Raw genomic sequence first — 16,019 nt, 5'->3', positions numbered from 1 at the left:
CCGATCAGGCCTACGGCGGCGCCACCCTGCTGCCGGCCTCCGAGACCACCGCGCGCAAGGAGCCGGAATTCGAGCCGACCGAAAAACAGCGCGACGACCTCAATGTCGATGCGGTGTTCGCCAAGTTGAAGACGATTGGGGGCAAGAAGAACGAGGAGTAGCACTCCTCGTGCCCCGGACGCAGCGTAGCGCGTAGCACTTGCGAAGCGGTGCGCTGCAGAGCCGGGGCCCAGCTATCTTCGCTTGACCGGGGTCCCGGCTCTGCGGAGCAGCGTGAAGAACGCTGCACCGCGTCCGGGACACGCAGTCAAAACCCCGGCCATCGATCCCACTTCACCGAAATCATTTTACGGAGATTTGATGGATACGCGGGTCAAGCCCGCGTATGACAGCGCTGTGCGTGACACGATGGTCGAGCAATTTTATCCGAGTTCAATCTCCGCCGTGATCTCATGCGTGAGGCCGACGCCGCCGACCGTCAGCACAACCTTTGCCGGCAGTTTTTCGTGGCCCTCGAGGCGGCCGTCGGCCAGCGCGTCGCGCACCGCTTTTTCGATCTCGCGCTGCGAGGTGATGCCGACTTTCTTGAGAAAACCGCGCAGGCTGGTGTTGAAGGTGTCTTCGTTCATGATGGACTCCCGTCGGGGGTTTCGTCATGGCCGGGCTTGTCCGGCCATCTACGTCTTTCTCGCTGATAGTATTAAGACGTGGAGGCCCGGGACAAGCCCGGGCATGACGAACTTTGATGCGATACATTTTCCTGGGTTACGGCTTATACGGCGTGTTGATCATCGTTTCGCTCAGGTTGCGCTGGGCGCGGTCGGCCTTCGCGGCGGCGTTGCCGCGCTGGACGTCGCGGTTCTTGCGGCAGGCGACGTATTCGGATGAGCCGACCGCAACATTGTTGGCGCGGCAGATCGCGTCGTCATCCTCGCCGAGACTGGAGACGGGGATTTCATTGCGGGATGCGCAGGCGGCGAGTACCAGCGCGGCGAGGGTGAGCGCAATCAGGCGGGTCGAGATGTTGGGTCGCATGTGGTGTCCCGGTTAGCTTCTCGCCGCGACGGTTTAGCCGCAATTGCGGGAATTGTAAGTCATTACCCTCGTCATTCCGGGGCACGAGCCCTCTGCGAGCGAGCCCGGAATCCATACTCCCTGTTCCCGCGTGTGGCCGCTGAACACGGATACCGGGGCTATGGATTCCGGGCCTGCGCCAAGAGCCGCATCCCGAAATGACGAAAATTCACACCCTTCCCTGCAGCGCGCCTTGAATCTCCTCCAGCACCTTGGGGTCCTCGATGGTCGCGGGCATGGTCCAGGGCTCATTATCGGCGATCTTCTTGATGGTGCCGCGCAGGATTTTGCCCGAGCGCGTTTTGGGCAGCCGCGCCACGGTGATCGCGAGCTTGAACGCCGCCACGGGGCCGAGCTTGTCGCGCACCAGCGCCACGACTTCCTTTTCGATCTCGGACGCCTCACGCGCCACCCCGGCCTTCAGCACCAGGAGGCCGCACGGCGCCTCGCCCTTGATGGCGTCCTTGATGCCGAGCACCGCGCATTCGGCGACATCCGGATGCGAGGCCAAAATCTCCTCCATGCCGCCGGTGGAGAGCCGGTGGCCGGCGACATTGATGATGTCGTCGGTGCGGCCCATCACATAGACATAGCCGTCCTCGTCCTTGTAGCCGGCGTCGGAGGTCTTGTAGTAGCCGGGAAACTCGTTGAAATAGGCTTCCTTGCAGCGCTCGTCCTGCTCCCACAGCGTCGGCAGGCACGCCGGCGGCATCGGCAGTTTGATGACGATCGAACCCATGGTCCCGGCGGACAACGGTCGTGCGGCCTCATCCACCACATCGACCTGATAACCGGGCATCGGCACCGTCGGCGAGCCGTGTTTTACCGGCAGCTGGCCTAGCCCGATCGGATTGCCGGCGATGCACCAGCCGGTTTCGGTCTGCCACCAGTGATCGATCACCGGCACCTTCAATTGCTTTTCCGCCCAATCCACCGTCGGCGGATCGGCGCGCTCGCCGGCGAGAAACAGCGTGCGGAATTTTGAGAGATCGTATTGCCGGATGAACTTGCCGTCCGGGTCTTCCTTGCGGATGGCGCGGAACGCGGTCGGCGCGGTGAAGAACGCCACCGCGCCATGCTGCGAGATCACGCGCCAGAACGCGCCCGCGTCCGGCGTGCCGATCGGCTTGCCCTCATACATGATCGAGGTCGCGCCATGAAACAGCGGCGCGTAGATGATGTAGCTGTGGCCGACCACCCAGCCGATGTCGCTTCCGCACCACCAGACCTCGCCGGGCTTGACGCCATAGAGATTGAACATCGACCATTTTAACGCCACCAGATGCCCGCCATTGTCGCGCACCACGCCTTTCGGCTTTCCGGTGGTGCCCGAGGTGTAGAGGATGTAGAGCGGGTCGGTTGCCGGCACGGGCACGCAGGGCGCGGATTTTTTCGCCGCGATCGCAGCGCCGCGCAATTCGGCCCAGTCATGGTCACGGCCTGCGATGAGATCGCAGGACTGCTGCGGCCGCTGCAGGATGATGCAGGCATCGGGCTTGACGCTGGAAAGTTTGACGGCCTCGTCGAGCAGCGGCTTGTACTGCACGAGGCGGCCGGGCTCGAGGCCGCAGCTGGCCGAGAAGATCAGTTTGGGTTTTGCATCTTCGATGCGCGTGGCGAGTTCTTTCGCGGCAAAACCGCCGAACACCACCGAATGCACCGCGCCGATCCGCGCGCAGGCCAGCATGGCGATCATCGCCTCCGGCACCATCGGCATATAGAGGACGACGCGGTCGCCCTTCCCCACGCCGAAATCCTGCATGATGGCGGCGAGCGTTTGCACCTCGGCCAGCAGTTCGGCATAGGTGAATTTGGTGACGGTGCTCGGTCCAGCCGGATTTGCCAGCGGCGAATCGTGGATCAGCGCCACCTGGTCGGCGCGGCCGCCCGCGACGTGGCGGTCCAGCGCATTGTAGCAGGTGTTGACCACGGCGCCGGCAAACCAGCGGCCATAGAGGCCGATTCCGGGGTCGAAGACTTTTTTCGCCGGCTCGATCCAGTCGATCTCCCGCGCCGCCTCGCCCCAAAAACCTTGCGGGTCGGCAAGCGAGCGCGCATGGACTTCGTGGTAGCGGCTGTTGTCGTGGATGTTCATGGCGTGTCTCCCGGAACGTCATTGTCACGGGATGCCCACACAATTCAAGACCGCCGTAGCCGTCGTAGGGTGGGCAAAGCCATCGGGCGCGCTGCGCGCGTGCGATGGCTTGCCCACCATTCATCGCTTGCCTGAATCAAGGTGGTGGGCACGGCGCAAGAGCGCCTTTGCCCACCCTACGGCTTCTCACATGCTTCGCATGCATCCCGGAATGACGGCAGTCAGCTAACGCTCCATATCCCTCAGCCCCAGTGTGCGCCTTGCATTGAGCCTGGCGCGCATTGCATCATACTGCACGGCAAAGCAGCCGCACAGGGGACGGCGCTTGATTACCTTCGAGTGGATCATTGGCCTGTTGCTCGGCGCGGTACTGCTGTCCACCTTGGCCCGCCGCACCAAGGTGCCGTATCCGACCTTTCTCGCGCTAGGCGGTATGGCGCTGGCCTTCTTGCCCGGCGCGCCCTCCTGGACGCTGGAGCCGGAGCTGGCGCTGGCGCTGTTCGTCGCACCGGTGCTGCTCGATGCGGCGTTCGACACCTCGCTGCGCGATCTCCGCGACAACTGGCTGCCGGTTTCCACTTTGGTGTTCATCGCGGTCGGCCTCACCACCGCGACGGTCGCGGTGCTCGCACACTGGCTGGTGCCGGGCATGCCATGGGCCGCCGCGATCGCGCTCGGCGCCATTGTCGCACCCCCGGATGCCGCCGCCGCAACCGCGATCCTGCGCCAGGTCAAACTGCCCTACCGGCTCTTGAAAATCCTCGAAGGCGAAAGCCTGCTCAACGACGCCAGCGCGCTGTTGATCTACCGCGTCGCCGTCGGGGCCGCCGCAGTGGAGCATTTCAGGTGGAGCGCGTTCGCGCCGGCCATCGTGCTGGCGCTGGCCGGAAGCCTAATCGCGGGCTTTCTGTTCGCAAAGCTCTCGACGACGCTGACGCGACGGATCGCGGACGCGCCGAGCGCCATCATCGTGCAGTTCGCCGGCACCTTTACGGTATGGATCGTCGCCGAACACATCGGCCTGTCCGGCATCCTGACCATCGTCGCCTATGCCATCACCATCGCGCGCACCGCACCTGAGCGGACGCCGGCGCGCTTGAGGGTGCCGTCCTACGCGGTGTGGGACACCGCGGTGTTCGTGCTTAACGTGCTGGCCTTTGTGATGATCGGCATGCAGCTGCGGCCGATCTGGGAGCGGCTCGATGAATCACTGCGGCTGCAATACTGCCTGGTCGCCGCCGCCGTGCTCGGCGTGGTCATCCTGACGCGCATCGTCTGGGTGATGTCGTATAATACCGCGTTGCGGCTCACCATCGCGCGCCGCGGCTTTCATCCGCGCCGCCCGATGGCCGCACCTACCGTTCAGGGCGGCATCGTGATTTCATGGTGCGGGATGCGCGGCATCGTCACGCTGGCGGCTGCCTTCGCGCTGCCGGAGGGCTTTCCGCAGCGCGATCTGATTCTGCTGACGGCGTTCGCGGTGGTGCTGGGCTCGCTGGTGATCCAGGGCCTGACGCTGCGGCCGCTGATCTCGGCCTTGCATCTCAGGGACGAGAACCCGGTTGAGCGCGAAGTCGGTCGCGCCCGTGCCGTCGCCTATCGCGCGGCGCTCAACGAAATCGACGGCGATCCGTCGGAAGAGGCGGAAATCCTCAGGCTTGAATACAGCGCGCTGCTGCTGCGCGCCGAAAGCGATCCCCATGGCGGCGTGTCGTCCAGCGAGCTTCCCGCCGATCCGCTGCGCCGCCGCGCCATTGCCGCGGCGCGGCGCGCGATCCTGGCGTTGCGCCAGTCGGAAACCATCGGCGACGACGCCTTTCACATGCTGGAGGAGGAACTCGACTGGGCGGAACTCAGCGCGCAGGGGTAGCTGTCGTGTCCCGGGCGCGATGCGGCATTCTTCATGCCGCTTCGCAGAACCGGGACCCCGGTTGGCGAAGATACCGGGGCCCCCGGCTCTGCAGCGCACCGCTTCGCAAGAGCTACGCGCTGCGCTGCGTCCGGGGCACGAACACCTCATCCGACCTTGCAGGTGATCCCGCCATCGACCACCAGCTCGATCCCCGTCACATATCTCGACTCATCCGACGCCAGGAACAGCGCCGCGTTGGCGACATCCCAGGCCTCGCCCATGTGGCCCATCGGCACCTGTGCGTCGCGGGCGCGCCACATCGCTTCGACATCTCCCGCAGCATAGCTCGCCGCCAGCCCCGCGGAGTGTTCGACCATCGGCGTCTTCATCAGGCCCGGCAGGATCGCGTTGACCCGGATGTGTTTCGGCGCGAATTCCACCGCGGTGGTGCGCGTCATCTGGTTCATCGCAGCCTTGGTGGTGGCGTAGCTGACATAGGAAATGCCGAGGTGGCGGATCGAGGCGATCGACGAGATGTTGATGATCGAGCCGCCGCCCTGCCGCGCCATCACCGGAATGACGTGCTTCATGGCGAGGAACGCGCTCTTCAGATTGACCGCGAACACCCGGTCCCAATCGGCTTCTGAGACCTCGACCACGCTGCCCATCTCCGCGATGCCGACATTGTTGTCGAGCACGTCGATGCGGCCGTAAGCCTTGAGGCACGCCGCCACCATGGCTTCGACGTCACTCGCCCTGGAAACATCGGCGGTGAACGCCGCCGCGACGCCGCCTTCCGAAAGGATGATGGCTGCCGTCTCTTCGGCGGCGGCGCCGTTGCGATCGACGCAAAGCACCTGCGCGCCCTCGCGCGCGAACGTCACCGCGGTCGCCTTGCCGTTGCCCCACCCCGGCCCGATCGAGCCGGCGCCGACCACCATCGCTGTCTTGCCCTTGAGCCGTGGCATCGAGATCTCCCGTTATGATTTTTGTATGCTTGTAGCCCGGATGGAGCTCTTGCGAAATCCGGGGTTTTCGTTAGGCGGCTTCCCGGACTTCGCAAGAGCTCATCCGGGCTACGGGCACGCGCTCATCGTCGTGACGTTGGAGCCAATCCGAAAACCGAAAATCTCCGACAGCGTGCGGCACTTGCCATCGGTGCACAGCCGCCACTCCCCCGCCGCACCTGAATTGCCAAGCACGACCTCCGGCATCGCCGCGCGCTGCGGCTGCCATTGAAACCAGCCGTCGACCAGCCGAGCGTCGGGCGGCGGCTCCATGCCCGCACCCGATCCCTTGACGCGAGCCTGCACCAGTTCGAGCCCTTGTGGCGTGACGCGCCAGTCTTCCTGCCAGTCGACCTTCTCGATCGAATGGGTCCAGGCAAGCGTGAATGCCGCGACCGCCAGCGTCTTGACGATACCGGCCGAGGCGAGACAAAGGCTCAAGCTGCGGCCGCTTGCGTGCGCGGGCGCTGCCGCCATTGCCAGACCACAATGGCGACCGCCAGCGCAAAGCCGGCGGTGTCGCTGAAGCGGAAGTCGCCTAGCAGACACAGCGCCGCGGCAAAGGCGAGGACGCGTTCCGCCAGCGTCATTCGCGCGAACAGGAATCCGATCGCCACCATGCCGAACAGGCCGATCGCGACCAGCGCCTTGAAGGTTGCGAATACCACCGCGCCGTAGAAGCCGAGTTGCGGCGCCATCGGATCGCCCGGTTGCAGCATCAGCGCCGGCGAATAGACGAATATGAAGGGAATTACGTAGCCCGCGAGCGCGATCCGCATCGCCTCCCAGCCGATCTTGTCGGGATTTTCCTTGGCGATGGGCGCCGCCGCCAGCGCGGCCAGCGCCACCGGCGGCGAGAGATCGGCCATGATCCCGTAATAGAACGCGAACATGTGGCTTTCGATCAGCGGCACGCCGAGTTTTGCCAGCGCAGGCGCGGCGAGCGCCGCGGTGATGATGTAGGTCGGAATGGTCGGAATGCCGGTGCCGAGCAGGATCGACAAAAACATCGTCATCACCAGCGCCAGGAACAGGCTCTTCTCGCCGAGCCCGATCACCCAGCCGCCGAAGATGGTGCCGACGCCGGTCTGCGTCATCATGCCGATGATGGTGCCGACGATGGCGCAGGCCATCCCGACGGTCAGCGCAGACTTGGCGCTGTCGGCCAGCGAATCGCGGCACGCCGCCAGCGTGGCGCGTCCGCCGCGGGTGACAGCGGAGATCAGCACCAGCGCGGCGATGATGCAGGCGATGGGCACAATATCGAGGCCGTTGCGCGACACCGCGGCCACCACCAGCGCGAGGCCGAGCCAGAAGATATAACGCAGCACGTTTGAGGAGAAGCCAAGCGTGATGCTGGCGCCGAGGATCAGCGCCACCGTCAGCGACAGCCCCATGGTGCCGGCGTAGAGCGGCGTAAAGCCTTCAAACAGCATGTAGACCAGGGCCGCCAGCGGCAGCACCAGGTACCAGCGCGCCACCAGCGCCTTCCAGGCGCTCGGAATTTCCGAGCGCTTCATGCCGACCAGGCCGTGCTTGCCGGCTTCCAGATGCACCATCCAGAATGCGGAAGCGAAATACAGCATCGCCGGGATCACCGCGGCCTTGACGATCACCGAGTAATCGACGCCGAGGGTCTCCGCCATGATGAAGGCGACCGCGCCCATCACCGGCGGCATGATCTGCCCGCCCATCGAGGCGGTGGCCTCGACACCGGCGGCGAAGGCGCGGCGGTAGCCGAACTTGATCATCAGGGGAATCGTGAACTGGCCGACGGTGACGACGTTGGCGACGCCCGATCCTGAAATCGTGCCCATCATGCCGGAGGCGAACACCGCGACCTTGGCAGGTCCGCCGCGGGTGCTGCCGAACAGGCCGAGCGAGACGTCGGTGAACAGCTGGATCATGCCGGCGCGTTCGAGGAACGAGCCGAACAGGATGAACAGGAAGATGTAGGTCGCGGAGACGTAGATCGGCACGCCGTAAAAGCCTTCGGTGCCGTATGACAGATGGGTGATGACCTGGTCGAAGTCATAACCGCGATGATTGAGCGGCGCGGGCAAATACTGGCCGAAGAACCAGTACAGCAGGCAGGCGCCGCACATCAGCGGCAACGCCAGGCCCATCAGCCCCCGCGTGCCCTCGAAGATCAGGAACGCCAGCAGCGTGCCGACCACCAGATCGAGCCGGGTCGGATCGCCGTCACGCGCGATCAGGTCGGCATAGAAGATCCACTGGTAGAGGCCGCAGAGAAAGCCGACGCCGCCGATCAGCCAACCCGCGGCTCGGCCGGCGTGGCTTTTGGCCGTAAAATTGCCGATCAGCCCAAACGTCATCAGGATCAGGAAGCCGACATGGACGCCGCGCACCACTTGGCTCGGCAGGATGTTCCACGCCGCGATCACAAGCTGGAAGGCTGCGAATGCGATGCCGATGGCATAGGCGAGATGGCCCCAGCCGCCGGGGCCAAAGCCTTCCGGAAAGCCGTGCTCGAAATTGTCGAACTCAACCTTGACGGGGCCCTCGGTGCCCTCGGTTTGCAGCATGTCGTGTTGTCCCCGCGCCCACGCGCCAATCATAGCACGCTCAGAAACTTCCCGCTCGTCATGCCCGGGCTTGTCCCGGGCATCCACGTCTTTTCGCCGCTCAAGACGTGGATGGCCGGGACAAGCCCGGCCATGACGGCTGAATAAGCTTTTTCGACTTACTTTATCAAACCCTTTTCCTTGTAATAGCGGATGGCGCCGGGGTGCAGCGGCACCGGGCTGCCGGTCGCGGCGGTCTCCAGCTTGATCTCCTTGCCGGCGACGTGGGAATTGGCGAGTTCCGGCAGCGACTCGAAGATTAGTTTTGTCATCTGGTAGGCAAGGTCGTCCGAGACGGCGGAGCTGGTGACCAGATAGTTCACCACCGCCGCGGTCGGCACGTCCTTGTCCTGGCCAGTATAGGTATTAGCCGGGATGTTGACCGACACGAAGGGCGGGCCGATCTTGTCGACGACCTCCTTTGGAACCGAGACCACGCTGATCTCGCTCGAGGTCGACAGATCCTTCAGCGAGGCTACGCCGAGCCCGGCCGATTGCAGCGTCGCATTGAGTTGGCGGTTCTTCATCAGGTCGACCGATTCGGCGAACGGCAGGTATTCGACCTTGCCGAGGTCCTTGTAGCTGAGGCCCGCCGCGCCCAGGATCGCGCGTGAGTTGAGTTCGGTGCCGGATTTCGGCGCGCCGACCGACAGGCTCTTGCCCTTCAGATCGGCCAGCGTCTTGATGCCGCTCTCGGCGGTGGCGACGATCTGGATATAGTTCGGATAGATCGCGCCGATGGTGCGCAGCTTGTTCAGCTTGGCCTTGAAGCCGGCCTCCTCATCGCCTTCCCAGGCGGCTTTCAGCGAATCGCCGAGCGTAAATGCGAGTTCGCCGCGGCCCTGCTGCAGCAGCACCAGGTTTTCGACCGACGCCTTGGTGGCCTGCACCTGGGTCTTCACGCTCGGAATCTTGTCGCTGTAGATTTTGCCGATCGCGACGCCGAGCGGATAGTACACACCGGAAGTCCCCCCGGTCAGGACGTTGATGAATGACTGGGCCTGGGCTGCGGACGCCGGCAATACCGCCGCGCTGACAATTGCTGCGGCAAATAACTTCGAATTCATAGAATGATCTCTCCCTTAAATTTGGCGGGAAAGTGGACGGCTGAAAGGCCGCGGTCAAGCCGTGAAAACGGCCCAGCGCCATGTTGCAATAGTGGAACCGTAACAATCCCGTGACGAAAGACTATGCGCCCTCGTCCAAGGCGACTATCTCGCGCTTCTTGCGCAGGGACGGCAACAAAGGGCCAGCCAGAAGAACCGCCGCCAGCAATAGGCACGCCGCCGAGATGGGACGTTGCATGAAAGTGAGCAGATCGCCATGCGACAGGATCAGCGACTTGCGCAAGTTGTTCTCCAGCATCGGCCCCAGCACGAAGGCCAGCACCAGCGGCGCCGGCTCATAGCCGAACTTGCGCATGAAGTAGCCGATCACGCCGAACGCGACCATAACATAGACGTCGAACACGTTATTGCTGCTGCAATAGACCCCGATGATCGTGAACAGGATGATCAGCGGGAACAGAATGTTGTAGGGCAGCTTCAGAAGCTGCACCCACATCCCGATCAGCGGCAGGTTCAGCACCAGCAGCATCACATTGCCGATATACATGCTGGCGACGATGCCCCAGAACAGGCCGGGGTTTTGGGTGATCAGCAGCGGCCCGGGCTGCAGGCCGTGGATGACGAAGGCGCCGAGCAGCAGCGCCATCACCACGTTGGGCGGAATGCCCAGCGTCATCAGCGGAATGAAGGCGCCGCCGGCCGCAGCGTTGTTCGCCGCTTCGGGGCCCGCGACGCCCTCGATTGCCCCGTGACCGAACCGTTCCGGCGTTTTCGACAGACGCTTTTCCAGCGCATAGGAGGCAAACGAGGACACCACTGCGCCGCCGCCGGGAAGAATGCCGAGGAAGAATCCAAGCAGCGTCCCGCGGCCGATCGGACCGGCGCTGGCCTTCCAGTCGGCCTTGTTCGGCAGCAGCTGGGTGATCTTGGCGTTGATGATATCGCGCTTGATGACCTGCTCGGTATTGGTCAGGACTTCGGCAAGGCCGAACAGGCCCATCACAACCGGCACGAGCCCGATGCCGTCGATCAATTCGAGCCGGCCGAACGTCATCCTCGGTTGTGCCGTAATGGCGTCGAGCCCGATCAGGCCGAGCACGACGCCGATGCACGCCATCAGCAGGGCCTTGGCCATCGAGCCCTGGGTGAGGAAGGTCAGCACCACCAGGCCCAGCACCATCAGGCTGAAATATTCGGCCGGCCCGAACGCGATCGCGACGCTCGCCAGCGACGGCGCCACCAGCATCAGCGCGACAAGCGAAAAGGTGCCGGCGATGAACGAGCCCAGCGCGGAGATGCCCAGCGCCGGTCCGGCGCGGCCCTGTTTCGCCATCTGGTGGCCGTCGATGCAGGTCACTACCGAGGCGGCCTCCCCGGGAATGTTGACCAGGATCGACGTGGTCGATCCGCCATACATCGAGCCGTAGTAGATGCCGGCCATCATGATGATGCCGGATTCCGGGGTGCCGGACAGCGTAATGGGCAGCAGCAACGACATCGCCGAGATCGGGCCGATGCCCGGCAGCACGCCGACCAGGGTGCCGATGAACACGCCGATGAAGCAGTACAGCAGGTTGATCGGCAGCAGCGCGACACCGAAGCCGTGCGCGACATTGAGGAGTGTGTCCATGAATACCGCTCAGCCGATGTCGAAGATGCCCGCGGGCAACTGGATCAGGAGCATACGCTTCAGCACCCACCACACCCCGAGCGGCGCCAGCACGGCCAGCGGCAGCGCCAGCGGCCAGCGCACCGGATCGATCGCCCGCAACAACAGCAGCATCAGCGGTATCGACGATATCAGGAAACCGAGCGGTTCAAGCGCAAAGCAATAGACGATGAGGCAGGCGATGAGCACTGCCGGCTTGGTCCAGCGCGCGCCCTCCCATCGCGAGGCGAAGGTCGGGCCGCCCTCGGTGACCGCGGAGACGACAATGGTTGTTGCAAACAGGCCCATCAGGATGCCGGTGTAGAACAGCACATAACCTGAACCTGGATCGTTGATGGTGCCGATCTTGAGCTTGAAGCTCGACCAGACCACGAAGACGCCGAGCGCCAGCCCGATCAGCCCGCCCCAGAGCTCGGAATTGTTGAGTTTGAATGGGGGGCTGGTGCTGTTGCTCATCGGCTCTTCTTTTTCATCCGCGAGGCATGCCACGGGGAACGCAATCTCCACCCCAATCCGTCATTGCCGGGCTTGACCCGGCAATCCATCCTCTTCGAAGGACTCGTTTGAAGAGTGATGGATGCGCGGGTCAAGCCCGCGCATGACGATGTATTGCTTGTGGTCCCGGTTCTGCGGAGCAGCGTGAAGAACGCTGCACCGCGCCCGGGACACGTGGTTAATTCGTCTTCTTCGCCAGCCCGAGGGTGTCGATCACCTTGCGCTCGGAGTCGGTGACCTCGACGACGAATTTCTTGTAGTCCTCGGTGCTCTTGTAATTCGGAACCATGTCGTATTTCGCGAGCGTCGCGACCACGGCGGGGTCCTCGATCGCCTTCTTGAAGGCATCGTGAATTTTAGCGACGATCTTCGGATCCATTCCTTTCGGGCCGCCGATGCCGAACGGCGAATCGTACACCATCGGATAGCCGAGTTCCTTGAGCGTCGGCACATCGGGGAAATTCGGCGAGCGCACCGAGGTCCACACCATCAGCAGCCGCAGCTTGCCGGCATCGACCAGCGGCCGCCATCCGGTTGAATCGGCCTGCAGCGTGGTGTGCTGGCCAAGCACCGCCGCGTTGGTTTCCGCGCCGCCCTTGAACGGCACCTGGGTCAGCTTGATGCCGGCGAGGCCCGCGATCTGCTCCATGCCGATGTGCAGCGATGTCCCGGTGCCCGGCGTCGCGTAGGTCACCTTGCCGGGATTTTGCTTGGCGAAATCGACCACATCCTTCCAGGTCTTGAACTGCGACTCGGCATTGGTGGTGACGCCGAAGGTGTAGCCGGTCAGATGAATGATGTAGCTGAAATCCTTGGCCGGATCCCACGACACGTCCTGCATCAGCGGCAGACGAAACACCGTGATCGGAAGCTGCGCGATGGTGTAGCCGTCGGGCTTCGCCGCCGCCGCCATGGTGGCCGGGCCGACCGTGCCGCCGCCGCCGGCCTTGTTGTCGATAACGATCGGCTGGCCGAGAAATTTCGAAGCGCTGTCGGCGATGGCACGCATCGAAATATCGGTCGATCCTCCCGCGGGCCAGGGCACGATCAGGGTGACCGGCTTGGTGGGATAATCCTGCGCCGACGCCGCGCCGCAGAGCGCGGCCAGTGCGAAGGCGGCAAACAAGATCATCGAACGCTTGTGACGTACCATCGGCAGATTCTCCCTGTGCGGCCCCGCGAAATCCCGGATGCCATCGCTGTTTTGCCGTGAGGATAGTGGACCGGCAATAGCGCGTCAAAGAATTGCACATTGCGCGGTGACGGTTGCTGCGACATTAAGCAGCGCGCGCGTTCGTTTCTTGTTGAAGGAGCAACGAACACGTTCCGCACGCCGGAATGCGGTCTCTGCGAAGGTCGGCGCCTAGCCGTGAGATTTTGCCTGGCAAAATGCTCTTCAACATTGGTCGCATCTGCTCAATTTATCACCAATAAGCTCTTGCCATGGCTTGTTAAACGGGACTGAATGCGCCGCAAGCAACAAGGCCCGGACCAGCGCGGCCGTATCGGTTCCCCGGGAGAAGCATGGCCGCAGACAATTCACCGAAAAGCGACCCGCCACCTAACGACGTGACGGTGGCTGTCTCGAACGAAGCCCTGCTCAAGGCGGAATCCTTCGTCGAAGCCGAGGAGGGCGCCGCCAATCGGCTGATGGGATGGGCCGGGCGGATCTCGACCGCGATCGCCGTGGTCATGAGCCTGTTCCACCTCTACGCCGCCTACGCCATCGTGCCGACCCAGGAACTGCGCTACACCCACGTGGCGTTCACCCTGGTGCTGAGCTTCCTGCTGTTTCCGGTGGCGATGAGGTTCCGCAATCGCGTGCGCTGGTGGGATATCGTTCCCGGCATTTTCGCGGTTGCGACCATAGGCTATGCGCTGTGGGGCGGCGACGATTTTACCGACCGCGCCACGTCGCCGGACCGCCTCGACGTCATCGTCGGCATCGTGTTCATCGTGCTGCTGCTGGAAGCGACCCGGCGCACCACCGGGCCGATCATGCCGGTGGTGTCGTTGTTCTTTATTGCCTATGCGATGCTGGGCCCGCATCTGCCCGCACCCTGGACCCATCGCGGCTACGACCTGTCCCGGCTGGTCGGCCATCTCTTCATCACGCTGGAAGGCATTTTCGGCGTCGCGGTCGACGTATCCGCTACGCTGATCATCCTGTTCACCATCTACGGCGCGTTCCTGCAGCAATCCGGCGCCGGCAAATTCTTCATCGATTTCTCGCTGGCGCTGATGGGCGGCAAAGCCAACAGCGCGGGGCGAACCGTCGTGCTGTCGTCCTTCCTGCTGGGCGGACCGTCGGGATCCGGCGTCGCCACCACAGTGATGATCGGCACCGTCGCCTATCCGATGCTGGCCAAGGCCGGCTTTGAGAAGAACGCCGCCGGCGGATTGCTGGCGGCGGGCGGGTTAGGGGCAATCCTGTCGCCGCCGGTGCTGGGGGCCGCCGCGTTCCTGATCGCCGAATTCCTGAAGATCAGCTATCTCGACGTGATCTGGATGGCGACGATTCCGACCTGCCTGTATTACCTGTCGCTGCTGATCATGGTCGAACTGGACGCCAAGAAGTTCGGCGCGAGGGACGTCAACTTCACGCCGGAGATGTCGCTCGGCCAGATGACCAGGCGCTACGGTTTTCATTTCATCTCGCTGCTTGCCGTCGTGGTGTTCATGGTGGTCGGCTATTCGGCGTCACTGTCGGTGTTTTACGCCACGGCGGTCACCTTCGCCCTCAGTTTCCTGCGCAGGGAGACCGCGCTGGTGCCGAAGAAGCTGGTGCGCGCACTGGCCGACGGCTCGATCGGCGCACTCAATGCCGCCACCACCTGCGCCTGTGCTGGCATCGTGGTCGGCGTGGTGACCTTGACCGGGCTCGGGCTCAAATTCTCCTCCATCGTCATCAGCTATGCCGGCGGCAGCCTGCTGTTGACCGCGATTTATACCTCGCTGATCGTGTGGATCATCGGCCTCGCGGTGCCGGTGACGGCGTCCTACATCATCTGCGCGGTGATCGCGGCGCCGGCGCTGATCAAGCTCGGCGTGCCGGACTACGCCGCCCATATGTTCATCTTCTATTATGCCGTGCTGTCGGAAGTATCGCCGCCAACCGCGCTGTCGCCGTTCGCCGCCGCCGCCATCACCGGCGGCGATCCCTACAAGACCACGCTGCAGTCGTGGAAATACACGCTGCCGGCGTTCCTGGTGCCGTTCGTGTTCGTGCTCGATCCGCAGGGCGTCGGCTTGCTGCTGTCGATTCCCAAAGGCGGCTCGTGGATCGACATTCTCGAAATCACCGTCAAGACCACGTTAGGACTGGTGGCGCTGGCCGCGGTGGCGCAGAACTGGGCGCTGCGACAAAATACGCCGATCGAGCGCGGCCTGCTTCTGCTATCGGGATTGCTGCTGGTGTTTCCGAGCCTGATCGAGGCGATCGTCGAATGGATCATTGGACGCGACATCAGCTATACCTACGTGCCCGGCCTGATCATCGGCCTGGGCGTGCTGCTTTGGCAGGCCAGAACGCCGGCGCCGAAACGACCGGCTCTTACAACATGATCAGGGAGTGATGCGATGATGACGAGAATGAAAAAGACCGCAACAGTGCTGGCCGTTACGTTTTCCGCAGGACTCGCGCTCGCCGGAATAGTTCATGCCCAGCAAAAAACCATGGCGATCGGCACCGGCGGCACCGGCGGCGTCTATTATCCGCTCGGCGGCGCCGTCGCCAACGTGCTGTCCAAGGCGCTTCCCAATGTGCAGGCCACCGCGGAAGTCACCGGCGGCTCGATCGATAATCTGAAACTGATCGGCGCCGGCCAGAGCGAGATGGCCTTCACCATGGCGGATGCCGCGCTGGATGCGCTGCAGGGCAATGACAAATTCAAGAACAACAAGGTGCCGCTGCAAACGCTGCTCGTGGTCTACCCGAACCGCATGCATGTGGTGACGGTCGACGGCACCGGCATCCAAACCATGGCGGACCTGAAGGGCAAGCGGGTTTCCACGGGATCGCCGGGCGGCGCCACCGAGGTGATGGCGTTCCGCGTGATCGAGGCGGCCGGCCTCGACAAGGACAAGGACATGAAACGCGAGCGGCTTGGGGTGGCCGAATCCGTCAACGCCATCAAGGACCGCAAGATCGACGCGTTCTTCTGGGTCGGCGGCAT

Annotated in this window: 13 protein-coding genes and 1 pseudogene; 4 read left to right on the top strand and 10 right to left on the bottom strand. The window is 63.6% G+C overall.

What is annotated here, in order from left to right:
- Positions 1-161 (top strand): annotated as a pseudogene (locus VGP39_RS26400) (DUF1013 domain-containing protein); the annotation flags it as partial.
- 261 nt (positions 162-422) lie between these two features.
- On the opposite strand, the gene VGP39_RS26395 reads toward VGP39_RS26400, so the two are convergent.
- The 3 genes from VGP39_RS26395 to VGP39_RS26385 all read right to left on the bottom strand — a co-directional run bounded on the left by VGP39_RS26395 (position 423) and on the right by VGP39_RS26385 (position 3,169).
- Complete coding sequence (locus VGP39_RS26395; protein WP_327571035.1) at positions 423-629, bottom strand: DUF6494 family protein; 207 nt, start codon at positions 627-629, stop codon at positions 423-425.
- Between the two features lie 136 nt (positions 630-765).
- Complete coding sequence (locus VGP39_RS26390; protein WP_327571034.1) at positions 766-1,035, bottom strand: hypothetical protein; 270 nt, start codon at positions 1,033-1,035, stop codon at positions 766-768.
- Between the two features lie 208 nt (positions 1,036-1,243).
- A complete protein-coding gene (locus VGP39_RS26385; protein WP_327571033.1) occupies positions 1,244-3,169 on the bottom strand; it encodes a propionyl-CoA synthetase in 1,926 nt (641 codons plus the stop codon).
- A 325-nt stretch (positions 3,170-3,494) separates the two neighbouring features.
- Here VGP39_RS26385 and VGP39_RS26380 point away from each other — a divergent pair, with 325 nt between their 5' ends.
- Positions 3,495-5,039, top strand: a complete 1,545-nt coding sequence (locus VGP39_RS26380) for a sodium:proton antiporter (RefSeq protein WP_327571032.1) — start codon at positions 3,495-3,497, stop codon at positions 5,037-5,039.
- Positions 5,040-5,185: 146 nt separating this feature from the next.
- On the opposite strand, the gene VGP39_RS26375 is transcribed toward VGP39_RS26380, so the two are convergent.
- The 7 genes from VGP39_RS26375 to VGP39_RS26345 form a co-directional block, all read right to left on the bottom strand.
- Positions 5,186-5,989 (bottom strand): glucose 1-dehydrogenase, encoded by an 804-nt coding sequence (locus VGP39_RS26375; protein WP_327571031.1) that lies wholly within the window; start codon positions 5,987-5,989, stop codon positions 5,186-5,188.
- 108 nt (positions 5,990-6,097) lie between these two features.
- Positions 6,098-6,505, bottom strand: a complete 408-nt coding sequence (locus VGP39_RS26370) for a DUF1850 domain-containing protein (protein ID WP_327571030.1) — start codon at positions 6,503-6,505, stop codon at positions 6,098-6,100.
- Entirely contained in the window at positions 6,466-8,574 is a 2,109-nt protein-coding gene (locus tag VGP39_RS26365; RefSeq protein ID WP_327571029.1) for a TRAP transporter permease, read from the bottom strand. The genes VGP39_RS26370 and VGP39_RS26365 overlap by 40 nt, the downstream gene beginning before the upstream one ends.
- A gap of 158 nt (positions 8,575-8,732) precedes the next feature.
- Complete coding sequence (locus VGP39_RS26360) at positions 8,733-9,680, bottom strand: TAXI family TRAP transporter solute-binding subunit (RefSeq protein WP_327571028.1); 948 nt, start codon at positions 9,678-9,680, stop codon at positions 8,733-8,735.
- Between the two features lie 121 nt (positions 9,681-9,801).
- Entirely contained in the window at positions 9,802-11,310 is a 1,509-nt protein-coding gene (locus VGP39_RS26355; protein ID WP_327571027.1) for a tripartite tricarboxylate transporter permease, read from the bottom strand.
- Positions 11,311-11,319: 9 nt separating this feature from the next.
- Positions 11,320-11,805 carry a tripartite tricarboxylate transporter TctB family protein gene (locus VGP39_RS26350; protein ID WP_327571026.1) on the bottom strand — a complete coding sequence of 162 codons (486 nt, stop codon included), beginning with the start codon at positions 11,803-11,805 and terminating at the stop codon, positions 11,320-11,322.
- A 217-nt stretch (positions 11,806-12,022) separates the two neighbouring features.
- On the bottom strand, positions 12,023-12,997 hold the full coding sequence (locus VGP39_RS26345; RefSeq protein WP_414644815.1) for a tripartite tricarboxylate transporter substrate binding protein: 975 nt from the start codon (positions 12,995-12,997) through the stop codon (positions 12,023-12,025).
- 371 nt (positions 12,998-13,368) lie between these two features.
- On the opposite strand from VGP39_RS26345, the gene VGP39_RS26340 reads away from it, so the two are divergent.
- Both VGP39_RS26340 and VGP39_RS26335 read left to right on the top strand, forming a co-directional pair.
- Positions 13,369-15,408, top strand: a complete 2,040-nt coding sequence (locus VGP39_RS26340; protein WP_327571025.1) for a TRAP transporter fused permease subunit — start codon at positions 13,369-13,371, stop codon at positions 15,406-15,408.
- Positions 15,409-15,426: 18 nt separating this feature from the next.
- Positions 15,427-16,019 (top strand): TAXI family TRAP transporter solute-binding subunit (locus tag VGP39_RS26335; protein ID WP_327571024.1); only part of this gene is annotated, 593 nt, incomplete at its 3' end.

The sequence above is a fragment of the Bradyrhizobium sp. genome (assembly GCF_036009065.1).
Taxonomy (GTDB): Bacteria; Pseudomonadota; Alphaproteobacteria; order Rhizobiales; family Xanthobacteraceae; genus Bradyrhizobium.
The sequence above is the reverse complement of the archived record's forward strand: the minus strand, read 5'-3'. Positions and strand labels throughout refer to the sequence as shown.